The following is a 15,530-nucleotide window of genomic DNA, read 5'->3' as shown; positions in this document are numbered from 1 at the left end:
AACTATAGCCAGTCAAATGTAGCTGATTAGCTAGGATTTAAAAAGAATTTTTGAAGTCTATATACGGAAGTAATTTCTAAAAAAGAAACTCTCAAAAAACTGCTATAGTTAAAAACTATAACATCCTCTAATTTTTTCCAATTATACAAGTGTTTGCTTTTCTGTTAGGATATGAGCATAGAAATATTTTTGGAGGAAATCCTATGACAACAACTATTATCGGCTTCCCACGTATCGGAGAACACCGTGAACTAAAATTTATCACTGAAAAATACTTTAGAAACGAAATTCCGCAAGAAGAGCTTTTGACAGCAGCTAAAGACTTGCGTGCTAAGCACTGGAATATTGTTAAAGAAGCCGGCATTACTGAAATCCCAAGCAACGACTTCTCACACTATGACAATGTTTTGGATGCAGCTGTTCTCTTCAACATCGTGCCAAAAGCTGTTCAGGAGCTTGACTTGACAGACCTTGAAAAATACTTCGCTTTGGCGCGTGGTTATCAAGGAGACAAGGGTGACGTTCGTGCTAGACCAATGAAAAAATGGTTCAACACTAACTACCACTATATCGTTCCAGCTATTGAAAAAGACACAGAAATCAAACTAGCTGGTCACAAGATTTTCGACGAATTCCAAGAAGCAAAAGACTTGGGTATCACAACTCGTCCAGTTTTGATTGGTCCATTCACACTCTTACAATTAACTGATTTTGAAGAAGGTTTAACTGCTACTGATTTCGCTGATAGCTTAGTTGCAGCCTACGGACAAGTCTTTGAAAAATTGGCAGAGCTTGGTGCTGAAAAAATCCAGCTTGACGAACCTAGCTTGGTCAAGGATTTGACTGCTGAAGAAAAAGCACTTTTCCTCAATATTTACCAAACTCTATTGGCAGACAAGAAAGGCTTGCAAGTCCTTATCCAAACCTACTTCGGCGATGTGCGTGATATTTACACTGAATTGACAAACCTACCAGTCGATGCCATCGGTCTTGACTTTGTAGAAGGTAAGGAAACAGCTGCACTTGTAGCAACGGACTTCCCGGCTGATAAGACCCTCTACGCTGGTATCGTCAACGGTAAGAACATCTGGCGCAACAATTATGAAAAGAGCCTGGCTGTTTTGGAGGCTATCCCTGCTGAAAATCTTGTCTTGACAACTTCTTGCTCACTACTTCATGTACCATTTACAACAGCCAATGAAGAATTTGAACCAGCTATCCTTAACCATTTCGCCTTTGCAGTTGAAAAACTGAGCGAATTGCGTGATTTGGATGCCATCCGTAACGGTCAAGGCGAAGTTGCTCTCACAGCTAACAAAGAACTCTTTGCCCTTGAACGTGTGGGGCGTGACACAGCGCTTGCAGACCGCTTGGCAGGTTTGACAGATGCAGACTACACTCGCTTGCCTGTCTTTGCAGAACGCGAAGCTATTCAACGCGAGAAGCTAAACCTACCACTTCTTCCGACAACAACGATTGGCTCTTTCCCTCAAACCAAAGAAATTCGCAGCACACGCTTGGCCTTCCGCCGTGGAGATATTACCGAAGCTGAGTATGATGCCTTTGTAGAAGCTCGTACGGATGAGTGGATCAAGTGGCAGGAAGAAGTTGACTTCGATGTCTTAGTTCACGGTGAGTTTGAACGAAACGACATGGTAGAATACTTCGGCGAAAACCTGTCTGGCTACCTCTTCAGTAAGAACGGTTGGGTACAATCATACGGTATGCGTGGAGTTAAACCACCAATCATCTGGGGTGATATAACACGCTTGAACCCAATTACTGTCAAATGGTCTAGCTATGCTCAAAGCCGTACCAACAAACCAGTTAAAGGTATGTTGACAGGTCCTGTAACCATCCTCAACTGGTCATTCCCACGTGAAGATATTTCTATCAAAGAATCAACCCTTCAAATTGCCCTTGCTATCAAGGAAGAAGTTCTTGACCTTGAAGCAGCGGGTATCAAGATTATCCAAATTGACGAAGCAGCCCTTCGTGAAAAATTACCACTCCGCCGTAGCGACTGGTACAGCGAATATCTTGACTGGGCAATTCCTGCCTTCCGTTTGGTACACTCAACTGTTGCACCAGATACACAAATTCACACTCACATGTGCTATAGCGAATTTACTGACATCATTCCTGCCATCGACAATATGGATGCGGATGTTATCTCCTTTGAAGCCAGCCGTTCAAATCTTGTTATTCTAGATGAACTCAAGGCTAAAAACTTCCAAACTCAGGTAGGTCCTGGTGTCTATGACATCCACTCTCCACGTGTCCCTGCCGTTGATGAAATTGCACACACTATTCAAGCCATCCTTGATAAAGTACCGAAAGAAAAAGTTTGGATTAACCCAGACTGCGGACTCAAGACTCGTGGCGAATCAGAAACAAAAGCTAGCCTTATCCACTTGACTCAAGCAGCTAAGGCGGCCAGAAAGGAACTCTAATTTATGATCGGTCAAACCCCAAGTCTCTCATTTGAAATTTTTCCTCCAAAACCAGCAGTAGGCAATGAAAAGATTATCCAAACTCTCGATGAGATGCAAGGTTTGGCCCCTCATTTTATCAGTGTTACATGCAGCAATAACAATTTGAACGTAGAAGAGACGACTGTCAAGTTGGCTAACCATGTTCGCAATGAATTGCATATTCCAACTATCGCACATTTGCCAGCTGCTTACTTGACAAAAGAAAAGGTCCAATCCGTTCTTCATTCTCTCGATGAAATTGGTGTGCATCAGATTTTAGCACTTCGTGGCGATATTATTGAAGGTCTTCCCCCTAAAGAGGACTTCCAGTATGCAACTGACTTGATTTCCTTTATCAAGGAAGAAGCCCCACATTTTGACATTATTGGAGCCTGTTATCCAGAAGTACATCCAGAATCACCAAATTCTGTCTCAGATATCAAAAATTTGAAAAAGAAAGTTGATGCCGGTTGCTCAACCTTGGTAACTCAACTCTTCTTCGATAACGAAGCATTTTATAACTTTCAGGAGAAATGTTCTCTAGCAGACATCGAAGTGCCTATTATCGCAGGTATTATGCCTATCATCAACAGGAATCAGGCACTTCGACTCTTAAAAACCTGTGAGAATATCCGCCTCCCTCGTAAATTCAAGGCCATCTTGGAAAAATACGAGCACAATCCTGAATCTCTTCGGGCAGCAGGCCTAGCTTACGCCGTTGATCAGATTGTCGATTTGGTAACCAATGATGTCGCAGGTGTTCATCTTTATACCATGAACAATGCCGAAACGGCCCGCACCATCCATCAAGCGACTCATTCGCTATTCAAACATTATAGTTAGAAAACTCCCCCTGAGCCCAAGCTCAGGGGTTATTCTATGCCCTGTGACTCCCAAAGACTACATGATAATTTTTTCACCCCATCATGACATTAATCCAGCAGATGTCTAGGTATGTGACATCTTGCTTACAATAACGAACAGCCATTTAAAATACAGTCACAAGGAGTAAAAATGGCACTAAAAGGAGACAGAGAAGCGACGAAATGGAAAAATATAGTCATTTGAATTAACTTTGATACATCGTCACTTTCGGCTTGCCGTACCCAACGAAAGTGACTTACATCGCAAGTCTTATTTCCAACCTAGAACAGCCTCTAGGCTGTTCTAGCAACCTGCACCTCAGGTCCTTGTCTGAAAGCTAATTCATTCGACTATAAACTCCATCCGTTTTCAATTTACAACATTCAAGACAGTATTTTATTAACTGAATCACATTGATTCCCATATATTTTAATCGTAAATAAAAAAACTGACTTTCAAATGAAGATCAGTTCAAGGATAATAAACAGATTACAAGATGGCTAGAATGATGAAATTCAGAATAAATAGAGCTGTAGCACCCCAAAGGATTGGATGAATTTCTTTAGCCTTACCAGTTGAAACTTTTACCAAGCAATAGAAGATAAAGGCTGCTGCAATACCGTAAGAGATAGAGAAGCAAAGCGCCATGAAGAAGGCGGCAAAGAAGGCTGGAAGAGCGTCTTCAAACTGGCTCCAATCAACATCAAGGAAGGATGAAACCATCATGACACCGACGATAATCAAGGCTGGAGCTGTTGCAGCATTTGGTACAATTCCAATGAATGGTAAAATCAAAATTGATAGTAAGAAGAGAATGGCAGTTGTAACAGCTGTCAGACCAGTACGACCACCTGCAGAGATACCTGCAGCCGATTCAACATACGTTGTTGTATTTGACGTACCAAATAGTGCACCGATAGAGGTACCAATCGCATCTGCAAATAGCGCCTTGTCCATCTTAGAGTTAAAGCCTGTACCATTTTCGAGAGCTTTCTCATCTTCTTCTGAGAAAATACCAGTCTTACGACCTGTACCGATAAAGGTACCAAGTGTATCAAAGGTATCTGACAAGCTGAATGCAAAGATAGTCATCAAAACAAGTGGTAGACGGCTTGAGTCAGCAAAGAGCGAAGATAGACCATCAAAAGCCGCTAGGAAAGTTGTACCAAGCTCCGCAAAGGCTGTACCGATGTTATTGTTTGCAAAGTCGATGGTAGAAAGGTCTACAACACCTGCTGGAATTCCAGCTAAAGTCGTTGCAATAATACCAATCAAAATTGCACCACGCACGTTCTTAATAACCAAAACAGCTGTCAAGAGGAGACCGAAAACAGTCAAGAGAACACTTGGATCAGTAAAAGTTGAAATAGATGGAACAACACCTCCACCTGCTAAAACTGAGAAAACACCGTTTGAAAAAGTTTCTGCTGTCGCTTCAGCAGGTGCAACACCATTGACAGTGATAATGTCTGAGCCAGAAGTCAGGAAAGTAATCAGGTTTGAATTTTTAAAACCAAGATAGGCAACGAAAACCCCGATACCTCCACCGATGGCATGTTGCAAGCTAATCGGAATCGCCTTGATAATGCTCTTACGAACCTTTGTAACGGTGATAAAAACGTTAAACAAACCGCAGAGGAAAACCATTGCCAAAGCTTCTTGCCAAGTAAAACCAAGACCAATAACCACTGTATAGGTAAAGAAGGCATTCAACCCCATACCTGGTGCCAAGGCGTAAGGTACGTTAGCAAATAATCCCATAACAAGCGTTGATACAGCACTCGCAATAATAGTCGCTAAAAAGACTGCTTGAGTTGGCATACCTGCCACACTCAATACGCTCGGGTTAACAAACAAGATATATGACATGGCAAAGAAAGTCGTAAGTCCTGCCATAATTTCCGTAGAAACCGTCGTTCCGTGTTCTTTCAATTTAAAAAATTGATCCATTTTTTCATTTCTCCTTTTAATTTACGAACGATAAAAACATTATAATCAAAAAACATTCTAATTTCAAGTTTTTTAATCTCGAAAACGTTATTTTATTGATTTCCAACTTAAAACATCCGTAAATACCGAACGTTTCAGACTTACAAAAATCTATACAAAATTTATCGCTTCTTTGCTTTTATTATCTCCTTTTGTTATACTGGAAATTATTAGTTTTAGAAAGGTAGATTGAATAGAATATGAAGAAAATAATAGCCCTTGATCTAGACGGAACATTGTTAAACGCTGAAAGTCAACTATCTGATTACACTATTTCTACTATAAAAAAAGTTAGTCAGGCAGGACATACCGTTCTCATCGCAACAGGACGACCTTATAGAATGGCTGAAAAATTTTACCAACAATTAGAACTGGATACTCCCATGATTAATTTCAACGGTTCTTTAGTCCACATCCCTGGAAAGAAATGGCAATGGGAACAAAATATTTTAATCGACAAAAAATACCTACTCGAATTTCTAAAAGAAGAAGAAACATTCGAGGCAGATTTTATTGCTGGTGAATACAAGAATAAATTCTACATCACTCAAAAGAACTTAGACAAGATCGATCCTGCTCTGATGGGGGTTGAACAGATTACTCCAGATACACTCATCAAACCTGAATTAATCACTAGTGATCCTCATTCCATCCTTATGCAGACTCGTGCAACTGACAAGTACCAACTAGCCAAAGAAATGAATGCCTATTTCAAAGATGAATTAGAAATCAATACGTGGGGCGGACCATTAAATATCCTCGAAACTTGTGCAAAAGGTGTCAATAAGGCAACCGCCCTTAGCTATGTCTTAGAACTCTTCCAGGCTAGTCCTAGCGACTTAGTTGCTTTTGGTGATGAGCACAATGACGTCGAAATGCTAGAACTCGCAGGTACCAGCTATGCCATGAAAAATTGTAGCGATACACTTCGTCCACATGCCGACAGATTGACAGCATTTGCTAATTTTGAAGATGGTGTCGCACGTGAACTAGAAAACCTATTTTTATAGACATCAAAAAACCTGATAAACTGTCAGGTTTTTATCATATTCATTGCATATTTTTATCACTTTTCTGAAACATGATTATGAAAAGTTTCGGAAACATTTTGCACTTTTAACATAATTCCTCTTGACAAATATCTTGAAAACGGTTTATAATGGAACAGTTCAAAAAATGTAAGCCTATTCATAGTTTTACATTTCAAAGGAACTAGAAAAAATTTAGGGGGAACAATAATGAGTATTGGAATCATTATTGCAAGTCATGGCGAATTTGCTGCTGGTATCCATCAGTCAGGTTCAATGATCTTTGGCGAACAAGATAAAGTACAGGTTGTTACTTTCATGCCAAGCGAAGGACCAGATGATTTATACGCTAAGCTCAATGCTGCTGTTGACGCATTCGATGCCGATGATGAAGTTTTGGTGTTAGCTGACCTTTGGAGTGGATCACCATTTAACCAAGCAAGCCGCGTAGCTGGTGAAAATCCAGATCGTAAGTTTGCCATCATCACAGGCCTCAACTTGCCGATGCTGATCCAAGCCTATACAGAGCGTATGATTAACGCCGAGGCTGGAGTTGAAGAAGTTGCGGCAAACATTATCAAAGAAGCCAAGGATGGTGTGAAGGTTCTACCAGAAGAACTTCAACCCGCAGAAGTTGCTCCAGTAGCTGAAGCAGCACCAACTGCTCCACAAGGTGCAATCCCTCCAGGGACTGTCATCGGAGATGGTAAATTGAAAATCAACTTGGCTCGTATCGACACTCGTCTCTTGCATGGGCAAGTGGCGACTGGTTGGACTCCTGCTTCTAAGGCAGATCGTATCATCGTTGCTTCAGATACAGTTGCGAAAGATGAATTGCGCAAACAACTCATCAAACAAGCTGCTCCTGGTAACGTGAAAGCGAACGTTGTCCCAATCAAGAAATTGATTGAGGTTTCTAAAGACCCTCGCTTTGGTAACACACATGCCTTGATTCTCTTCGAAACACCACAGGAAGCTCTTGAAGCAATCGAAGGTGGCGTAGAAATCAAAGAATTAAACGTTGGTTCTATGGCTCACTCAACTGGTAAAACAATGGTTAACAACGTATTGTCAATGGACAAAGATGACGTTGCAACCTTTGAAAAATTGCGTGACTTGGGCGTTGAATTTGATGTGCGTAAAGTACCAAACGATTCGAAGAAAGACTTGTTTGAACTTATCAACAAGGCAAACGTTCAATAAATCGATCTGTTAGTATAGAAAGGATTACAACATGTCAGATATTACACTTATTTCTGCAATTCTCGTTGTCATCGTTGCCTTCTTCGCTGGTCTTGAAGGTATCCTTGACGAATTCCAATTCCATCAACCATTGGTAGCTTGTACCCTTATCGGTCTTGTGACTGGTAACTTGGCTGCAGGTGTTATGCTTGGTGGTTCTCTACAAATGATTGCACTTGGTTGGGCAAACATTGGTGCAGCTGTTGCTCCTGACGCTGCTCTTGCTTCTGTAGCTGCTGCAATCATCATGATCAAAGGTGGCGACTTCTCAGCTGATGGTATTGCCGTTGCAACAACAACTGCTATTCCTCTTGCCGTAGCTGGTCTTTTCCTTACAATGATCGTTCGTACTATCTCAGTTGGTTTGGTCCACGGTGCAGACAATGCAGCAAAATCTGCAGACTTCGCTGCTGTGGAACGTTACCACTTGTTCGCTCTTCTCCTTCAAGGGTTGCGTATTGCCATTCCTGCAGCTCTTCTACTTGCAATGCCAGCCGAAGCTGTTCAAGGTGTCCTTGAAGCAATGCCAGAATGGCTCAAAGGCGGTATGGCTGTCGGCGGTGGTATGGTTGTTGCCGTAGGTTATGCCATGGTTATCAACATGATGGCGACTCGTGAAGTATGGCCATTCTTTGCAATCGGTTTTGCCCTTGCAGCTATCAGCCAATTGACACTGATTGCACTTGGAACCATCGGTGTTGCTATTGCTTTCATTTACCTCAACCTCTCTAAACAAGGCGGATCAGGTAACGGTGGTAACGCTGGTTCAAATGACCCAATCGGCGATATCCTTGAAGACTACTAAGAGAAGGGAGATTCATCATGTCAGAAAAAATTCAACTTTCCGTAAGCGATCGTAAAAAAGTTTGGTGGCGTTCAACCTTCCTTCAAGGTTCTTGGAACTATGAGCGTATGCAAAACTTAGGTTGGGCTTATGCAATGATCCCAGCTATCAAAAAACTTTACACGAAAAAAGAAGATCAAGCTGCTGCTCTTGAGCGCCACTTGGAATTCTTCAACACACACCCATACGTTGCTTCACCAATCCTTGGTGTAACTCTTGCCCTTGAAGAAGAGCGTGCTAATGGTGCTGAAATCGATGACACAGCTATCCAAGGTGTGAAAATCGGTATGATGGGACCTCTTGCTGGTATCGGTGACCCAGTCTTCTGGTTTACTGTTCGCCCAATCCTTGGTGCTCTGGGTGCTTCACTTGCATTATCTGGAAATATCATGGGACCAATCATCTTCTTCTTTGGTTGGAACGCAATCCGTATGGCCTTCCTATGGTATACACAAGAATTTGGTTACAAGGCTGGTAGCGAAATCACTAAAGACATGTCTGGTGGTATCCTTCAAGACATCACTAAAGGTGCTTCAATCCTTGGTATGTTCATCCTTGCCGTTCTTGTTCAACGCTGGGTATCAATTACTTTCGCTGTAAATCTTCCTGCTAAACAATTGTCAGAAGGTGCTTACATCGTCTTCCCTAAAGGCACTGTAACTGGTACTGAACTTCAAGGTATCTTGAATGACGCCCTTAGCGGACTTAGCCTTTACCCAACTCAAGCACAAACATTACAAGGTCAGTTAGACAGCTTGATTCCTGGTTTGATGGGACTTCTCCTTACTTTCCTCTGCATGCACTTGCTTAAGAAGAAAGTAACACCAATCACAATGATTATCGGTCTCTTCATCGTAGGTATTCTTGCTCGTTTCTTCAACATTATGTAATCAAGGACCCCGCTCTTGCGGGGTTTTATGATATAATTGTTATCTAGAAAGGAGCCGATATGGCACAATCACAAAATACAAGCATTGAACTGCAAACCACAGGGGTTTCCTACATGGACTTTGGTGGCAAGGTTGGTAAATTTCTAATTGGTGACAAGGCACTTGAGTTCTACCCAGATAGCAACGTTGAGCGTTATATCCAGATTCCTTGGTCAGAAATGACTAGCATCGGTGCTAACGTTTCTGGAAAAGCAATCAGCCGTCATTTTGAAATTTATACAGAAAAAAGTCGATTCTTGTTTGCTTCTAAAGATTCTGGTAAAATTCTAAAAATTGCTCGTGAACATATTGGCAATGAGAAAGTTGTCAAACTGCCAACTCTCCTGCAAATTCTAGGACAGAAAATCTCAAATCTATTTGCAAAAAAATAAAAAATCAAGTATAATAAAACAAACGGATAAGTAATATCAGGCGTTTTTCAGAAAGTCTGCGGTCGCTGTGAGCAGATAAACAAGGGATATGAAATTCTACCGTTGGCTAAAAATGACATACTTAAAGTGCACAGAATGTGAAGCTGGATGGAACCGCGGTAAATATCGCTCTAGCATCTCTCATTCTGTGTTTTTTATTCAAAAGGAGACAACTATGCTAGATATCAAACGTATTCGTACAGATTTTGACGGAGTGGCTGCCAAATTAGCTACTCGTGGTGTGGCTGCCGAAACCTTGGCAGACATCAAGGAATTGGATGCAAAACGCCGTGAAATCTTGGTTACTGTAGAAGAATTCAAAGCAGAGCGCAACACCGTTTCTGCGGAGATTGCCCAAGCAAAACGCAACAAGGAAAATGCTGATGACAAGATTGCTGCCATGCAAAAACTGTCTGCCGATGTAAAAAACTTGGATGCTGAACTCTTGGAAATTGATGAAAAACTAAATGCCATTCTTGCAGTTCTTCCAAATACGCCACATGATTCTGTTCCTGTTGGTGCGGACGAAGAAGAAAACGTGGAAGTTCGCCGTTGGGGCACTCCTCGTGAATTTACCTTCGAGCCAAAAGCTCACTGGGATTTGGGCGAAGACCTAGATATTCTGGACTGGGAACGTGGCGCAAAAGTAACTGGTGCACGCTTCCTCTTCTACAAGAACTTGGGTGCTCGCTTAGAACGTGCCCTCTACAACTTCATGTTGGACGAGCATATCGCAGAAGGCTACCAAGAAATCATCACACCTTACATGGTCAACCACGACTCTATGTTCGGTACTGGTCAATATCCTAAGTTCAAGGAAGATACCTTTGAGTTGGCAGACACTAACTTCGTCCTCATCCCAACTGCTGAAGTGCCATTGACCAACTACTACCGCAACGAGATTTTGGAAGAAAAAGACCTGCCAATCTACTTCACAGCCATGAGCCCATCTTTCCGTTCTGAAGCTGGTTCTGCTGGTCGTGACACCCGTGGTCTTATCCGCCTTCACCAATTCCACAAGGTTGAAATGGTCAAATTTGCCACACCAGAACAGTCTTATGATGAATTGGAAAAAATGACCGCAAATGCAGAAAATATCCTTCAAAAATTAGGCTTACCTTACCGCGTTTTAGCCCTCTGTACAGGCGATATGGGCTTCTCAGCTGCCAAAACCTATGACTTGGAAGTCTGGATTCCAGCCCAAAATGCCTACCGTGAAATCTCCAGCTGTTCCAACACAGAAGATTTCCAAGCTCGCCGTGCCCAAATCCGCTACCGCGATGCTGCTGACGGCAAAGTCAAATTGCTCCACACCCTCAACGGATCTGGTCTAGCAGTAGGTCGTACGGTTGCGGCAATCCTTGAAAACTATCAAAATGAAGACGGTTCTGTCACCATTCCAGAAGTTCTCCGTCCATACATGGGTGGGGTTGATGTGATTAAACCATAAGACATACAAAGAAAGAGCGAGGAAAAATCCTACTCGCTCTTTTCATTTATCTAAAAATCTACACCCAAAGTCTTTAATTGTTGACGAATCTTATCTTCTAGAGCCCGAATTTCTAGTCTATCTTGTTCTAGTTGCTGCGTTACTTGCCCGAGATCAATCTCTTCCTCTTCCTCAAAAGTATCAACATAACGAGGAATATTTAGATTGTAGTCGTTTTCTACAATTTCTTCTATTGATGCCAAATGAGCATATTTGTCAAGAGACTGACGATTGTGATAGGTCTCTACAATTTTTTCTACCATGTCATCGGAAAGGTGATTCTGGTTCTTCCCTTTCTCAAACTCCTTGCTCGCATCGATAAAGAAGACATCCTTGGTCTGACGATTTTTTTTGAAGACTAGAATAGTGGTTGGAATGCCTGTGCCATAAAACAGGTTAGCTGGCAAGCCAATAACTGCATCCAGATAATTTTTCTCAATAATCAGTTTGCGAATATGACCTTCTGCTGCTCCCCTAAAGAGCACTCCGTGTGGTAAAACAATGGCCATGGTCCCTGTATTATTCAGATGATAAAGACTGTGTAAGATAAAGGCAAAGTCCGCTTTAGAGGCTGGTGCTAACTTACCGTATTCCATAAACCGTGGATCCTTCAATTTGGACTCACGATTGTCCCATTTAGCAGAGTAGGGTGGGTTTGCGACGACCGCATCAAAACTACGTGGCTGATCGATTCCAAGTTCATCGACCCCGTCCGGCCAGTCACTTTCTAAGGTATCAGCATTATTCAAAATCATATTGCTGTAGCCGACCTGATGCATCATCAGGTTCATCCGCGCCAAGTTATAAGTAGTTGTGTTCATTTCTTGGCCATAGAATTTGATATGCTGGCCCTGAGGTAGTTCATTACGCACTGTTAGTAGCAAAGACCCTGAACCCATGGTTGGATCGTAAACAGAGAAGCTAGTATCTGATTTTTCCAAACCTAAAGTAACAATCTTGGCTAAAATCTTACTTACTTGATGCGGGGTATAAAATTCTCCGCCTTTTTTACCTGCCGAAGCGGCAAACTGTCCAATAAGATACTCATAGATTTCCCCCAGAATATCCTTTCCTTCATCATTTTTATACTCAATGCTGTCAATCAGCTTCACAATACTGTTCAAGGATTTTGCACGCGCAACCGTTGAATTGCCCAAACGAGAGTCACCTAGATTGATGTCATTAAAGACGCCTCTGAAATCTTCCATAGCATCCTGATTGAGTTCTACATTGGCATTAAAATGATCGAAAATCGTCTGGTAGTCACTCGCTACAATCTCACTGTTATCAATTTTGGCTACCAGTCTTGCCCAGGTATCTTCTGGTGCAATCGCGTATCCAAGGTGAGAAGCTGTATTTTCCAAATACTCCACCAAGTCATTCCCAACTGCTTCTCGTGCATAGGCATCCTGAACAGTTTCTCCTGGAGCAGGACTGATAATTTCATCTTCCACCAAGAAACGCTCTTGATGCTCAGATAGGTAGCGATAAAACATGAAGGCTAGGATATAGTTCTTATATTCCGAAGCATCCATGTTTCCTCGTAATTCATTGGCCATAGACCAAATCTGATTGGTAACGGCTTGAATAGTTTTTGACATGTTTTTGTAATCCTTTCATGTTGTTTCATTTTTTACTCGAAATCTCATTTTCGCTGATGAAGAGTAATAAGCTGATCTAGGTCGGAGAAGAAGCTGCCGATGGCTTCTTGTTCGGGGAGGGTGGGGAGGGGAATTTCGCTCCTGAGCAAATCAAAAGATTTAACTGCCATTCTCTCGTAAACTGTCCCTTCTTGATAACGTAATGCTCGTTGTATGAAATTGGTAGAAGTCACAATCAACTCAACAAAGAGTGGATGAGCTTCTGACAACACTCCATAGGTAACATATATCGGTGAAAATACAGCAGCTCCATATTTGTTTCTCGCAATAGCTCCAAATTTCAAATTTGCCGGATTATATACAATATCATCCAATTGGGTAAATTTATACTTCTTATTCTCATCCCTAACTAAAAATTCTCGATTATAGCGTTCCGTTTTTGGGGTAACCCCATTCTCTACTGTAAATGATACTAGGGGCACATCAGCACTTGGAGACCTACTTTCATTCCTTTCTTTCAAAACCTCCCCCAACTTACGCTGTTTCCAAGTAGTTGTGAAAGTAGGGCTTTCATTGTATTTTCAGGCAAAAATAATAGTTCCGATTGAAAGCCGCTTTCTGAAAATTCGACTTAAAACTGGTTTTTTCGTTCTTGTTCAAACTCCAAGGAGCGTTTGAGCAATTGGGATAATCCAGTCACATCTTGTTCCGCTAACAACTCCATATAAAGAGCTCGATCTTCCTTACTAATCAGTACGGGCGCTCCCAACTTGAGCATACTTTGGAACATCAAAATCAGCCGTCCTGTCCGACCGTTCCCATCACTAAATGGGTGAATACGCTCGAACTGAATATGCACATCTGCCAACACCTCTAACAGCTCAGCTATTTCCAAAGGCAACCCCAAGCGATAGTTGGCATTGTCCACCCACTGTTGCATGAGAAAAGGCGTTTCCTCTGGCGATGCAGTCTTGAAGGTCGCACCAATAATAGCGTTTTGTACCGACTTAAACTGCCCCCGATCATGCTGGAGGCGGTCCATCAATAAGGCATGAATATCCTTAACCAGTCCCAAACTCAGCTCTTCCCCATTATCTAAGGCAAATAGCAGAGCTCGGAAGGCTTGTTTGTGATTTTCAATCTCGTAAAATTCACGGATACTCTTGTGCTTGCCAGGTAGCGTACTTTCCAAAATAATCGAAACCGTCTCAGGCAGAGAAATGGTATTCCCCTCAATCCCGCTGGAATGATAGGCCATTCGTACCAGAAGGTCATCTAAATAATCCTGCGAATATGTCATACTGACCTCTTTCTATATAAACATCTGCTGTAACAAGGCTTTTTTCAACAGTTTCAGATGATCCAACTGACGCTGATGAAGAGTAATAAGCTGATCTAGGTCGGAGAAGAAGCTACCGATGGCTTCTTGTTCAGGGAGGGTGGGGAGGGGAATAGGTAGACCTTTGAAAACTGAATCTTTAATGGCAAATCTATCTGAGCGAGCTCCACTATCCCCATTCAGCTCCATATATCTATGCCAAATTGTTGTGTCAAAATACTTCTCTACAAAATCCAAATGTATATCTGAAAATCTAAATATAGTATAAAGAGGCGACATAACCCCCACTCTTCCCAATTTATTCCGCTTTATTGGACCAACTGGAGCTAAATTTGAAATCCTTGGATTATATACAAAATCATCAGGACTCACAATATAGTATCCACTTATATTATCCAAACTAGAGATATTTTTTTCAAAGAAATCCCTCTGAGAAATGATACCGAATTCAGCAGAATTTGTAAAAGTTTCTACATACTGTCTATCTAGATTTTTTTGACTAATTTTTTCCGCAACTTCCCCCAACTTACGCTGTTTCCAAGCGTCAGTAAATTCTGGGAATCTTAGCTCAGGAAAATCGTTTCCATTCCCTTTCGGAAACATTTTCTGTAACAAAGCCTTCTTCAATTCTTTAACATCATCTAATTTTCGCTGATGAAGAGTAATAAGCTGATCTAGGTCGGAGAAGAAGCTGCCGATGACTTCTTGTTCGGGGAGGGTGGGGATGAATAATCTAGTTTTGAAGAAATCATTAGGAGCTATATTCAATAACCCATGATTTCTTGCCCCTTCAGCCGCAATCATAGATACTTCTTTATACCAGTTTACAGTATCGTAGTAACTCACTAGATAATCAGAACAAATCAAAGAAGTCGGTTTAAATACAATATAAAGTGTGGAAAGCACTCCCATTTCATACCTATCTAATCTTTTTATTGCTCCCCACGGATAGCCATTTGAATATGATTTATTATAGGCGAATTCACCCTTCTTAATTAGATAGTAACTGGATACATCTTTACTTGCAACTTGCTTATTAAAAAACTCTTCTTGATCTACTAATCCATGTTGTGCGGAAATAGTTAGCGGTAAACTAGAAATCAATTCTTTATTTCTTCTAGTAACTCTTTTACTAACCTCCCCCAACTTACGCTGTTTCCAAGCGTCCGTGAATCCAGGGAAGCGCAATCGTGGTACGGTTGATTTTTCTTTTGTCATAGTCCCTCCTTTTCTACTTTCTTTTTGTTTTATTTTTGAAAGTTATTTTTGCAATTTTTCGGACGATTTCCATTCTATTATA

Annotated in this window: 12 protein-coding genes and 1 pseudogene; 8 read left to right on the top strand and 5 right to left on the bottom strand. The window is 41.5% G+C overall.

Annotation, left to right across the window (positions count from 1 at the left end; all coding sequences use genetic code 11):
* The first annotated feature begins 203 nt into the window (after window positions 1–203).
* Window positions 204–2,453 carry a 5-methyltetrahydropteroyltriglutamate--homocysteine S-methyltransferase gene (gene metE, locus SST111_RS09230; RefSeq protein WP_099810876.1) on the top strand — a complete coding sequence of 750 codons (2,250 nt, stop codon included), beginning with the start codon at window positions 204–206 and terminating at the stop codon, window positions 2,451–2,453.
* Between the two features lie 3 nt (window positions 2,454–2,456).
* Entirely contained in the window at window positions 2,457–3,317 is an 861-nt protein-coding gene (gene metF, locus SST111_RS09225; RefSeq protein ID WP_029178913.1) for a methylenetetrahydrofolate reductase [NAD(P)H], read from the top strand.
* Between the two features lie 510 nt (window positions 3,318–3,827).
* Here the strand turns inward: metF and SST111_RS09220 are convergent.
* Window positions 3,828–5,288, bottom strand: a complete 1,461-nt coding sequence (locus SST111_RS09220) for an NCS2 family permease (RefSeq protein ID WP_099810874.1) — start codon at window positions 5,286–5,288, stop codon at window positions 3,828–3,830.
* Between the two features lie 239 nt (window positions 5,289–5,527).
* Here SST111_RS09220 and SST111_RS09215 point away from each other — a divergent pair, with 239 nt between their 5' ends.
* From SST111_RS09215 to serS, 6 genes are all read left to right on the top strand, one after another.
* Complete coding sequence (locus tag SST111_RS09215) at window positions 5,528–6,337, top strand: Cof-type HAD-IIB family hydrolase (RefSeq protein ID WP_099810872.1); 810 nt, start codon at window positions 5,528–5,530, stop codon at window positions 6,335–6,337.
* A 228-nt stretch (window positions 6,338–6,565) separates the two neighbouring features.
* Window positions 6,566–7,558 (top strand): PTS sugar transporter subunit IIB, encoded by a 993-nt coding sequence (locus SST111_RS09210; RefSeq protein ID WP_099810870.1) that lies wholly within the window; start codon window positions 6,566–6,568, stop codon window positions 7,556–7,558.
* Window positions 7,559–7,589: 31 nt separating this feature from the next.
* The gene (locus SST111_RS09205; RefSeq protein ID WP_002942573.1) at window positions 7,590–8,402 is read left to right on the top strand and encodes a PTS mannose/fructose/sorbose transporter subunit IIC; all 813 of its coding nucleotides are present in this window, start codon (window positions 7,590–7,592) and stop codon (window positions 8,400–8,402) included.
* Window positions 8,403–8,419: 17 nt separating this feature from the next.
* Complete coding sequence (locus SST111_RS09200) at window positions 8,420–9,331, top strand: PTS system mannose/fructose/sorbose family transporter subunit IID (protein ID WP_024399370.1); 912 nt, start codon at window positions 8,420–8,422, stop codon at window positions 9,329–9,331.
* Between the two features lie 59 nt (window positions 9,332–9,390).
* Window positions 9,391–9,762 (top strand): DUF956 family protein, encoded by a 372-nt coding sequence (locus SST111_RS09195; protein ID WP_099810867.1) that lies wholly within the window; start codon window positions 9,391–9,393, stop codon window positions 9,760–9,762.
* Between the two features lie 214 nt (window positions 9,763–9,976).
* A complete protein-coding gene (gene serS, locus SST111_RS09190; protein WP_099810865.1) occupies window positions 9,977–11,251 on the top strand; it encodes a serine--tRNA ligase in 1,275 nt (424 codons plus the stop codon).
* Between the two features lie 50 nt (window positions 11,252–11,301).
* Here the strand turns inward: serS and SST111_RS09185 are convergent, their stop codons facing one another.
* From SST111_RS09185 to SST111_RS09170, 4 genes and pseudogenes are all read right to left on the bottom strand, one after another.
* A complete protein-coding gene (locus SST111_RS09185; protein WP_099810862.1) occupies window positions 11,302–12,891 on the bottom strand; it encodes a type I restriction-modification system subunit M in 1,590 nt (529 codons plus the stop codon).
* Between the two features lie 44 nt (window positions 12,892–12,935).
* Window positions 12,936–13,430, bottom strand: a pseudogene (locus SST111_RS09180) (restriction endonuclease subunit S); the annotation flags it as partial.
* A gap of 92 nt (window positions 13,431–13,522) precedes the next feature.
* On the bottom strand, window positions 13,523–14,191 hold the full coding sequence (locus SST111_RS09175) for a Fic family protein (RefSeq protein ID WP_029179331.1): 669 nt from the start codon (window positions 14,189–14,191) through the stop codon (window positions 13,523–13,525).
* A gap of 12 nt (window positions 14,192–14,203) precedes the next feature.
* Window positions 14,204–15,448 carry a restriction endonuclease subunit S gene (locus SST111_RS09170; RefSeq protein ID WP_099810861.1) on the bottom strand — a complete coding sequence of 415 codons (1,245 nt, stop codon included), beginning with the start codon at window positions 15,446–15,448 and terminating at the stop codon, window positions 14,204–14,206.
* Window positions 15,449–15,530: the final 82 nt, after the last annotated feature.

This window comes from Streptococcus suis YS161 (assembly GCF_002760245.1).
Lineage (GTDB): Bacteria > Bacillota > Bacilli > Lactobacillales > Streptococcaceae > Streptococcus > Streptococcus suis_I.
The sequence above is the reverse complement of the archived record's forward strand: the minus strand, read 5'-3'. Positions and strand labels throughout refer to the sequence as shown.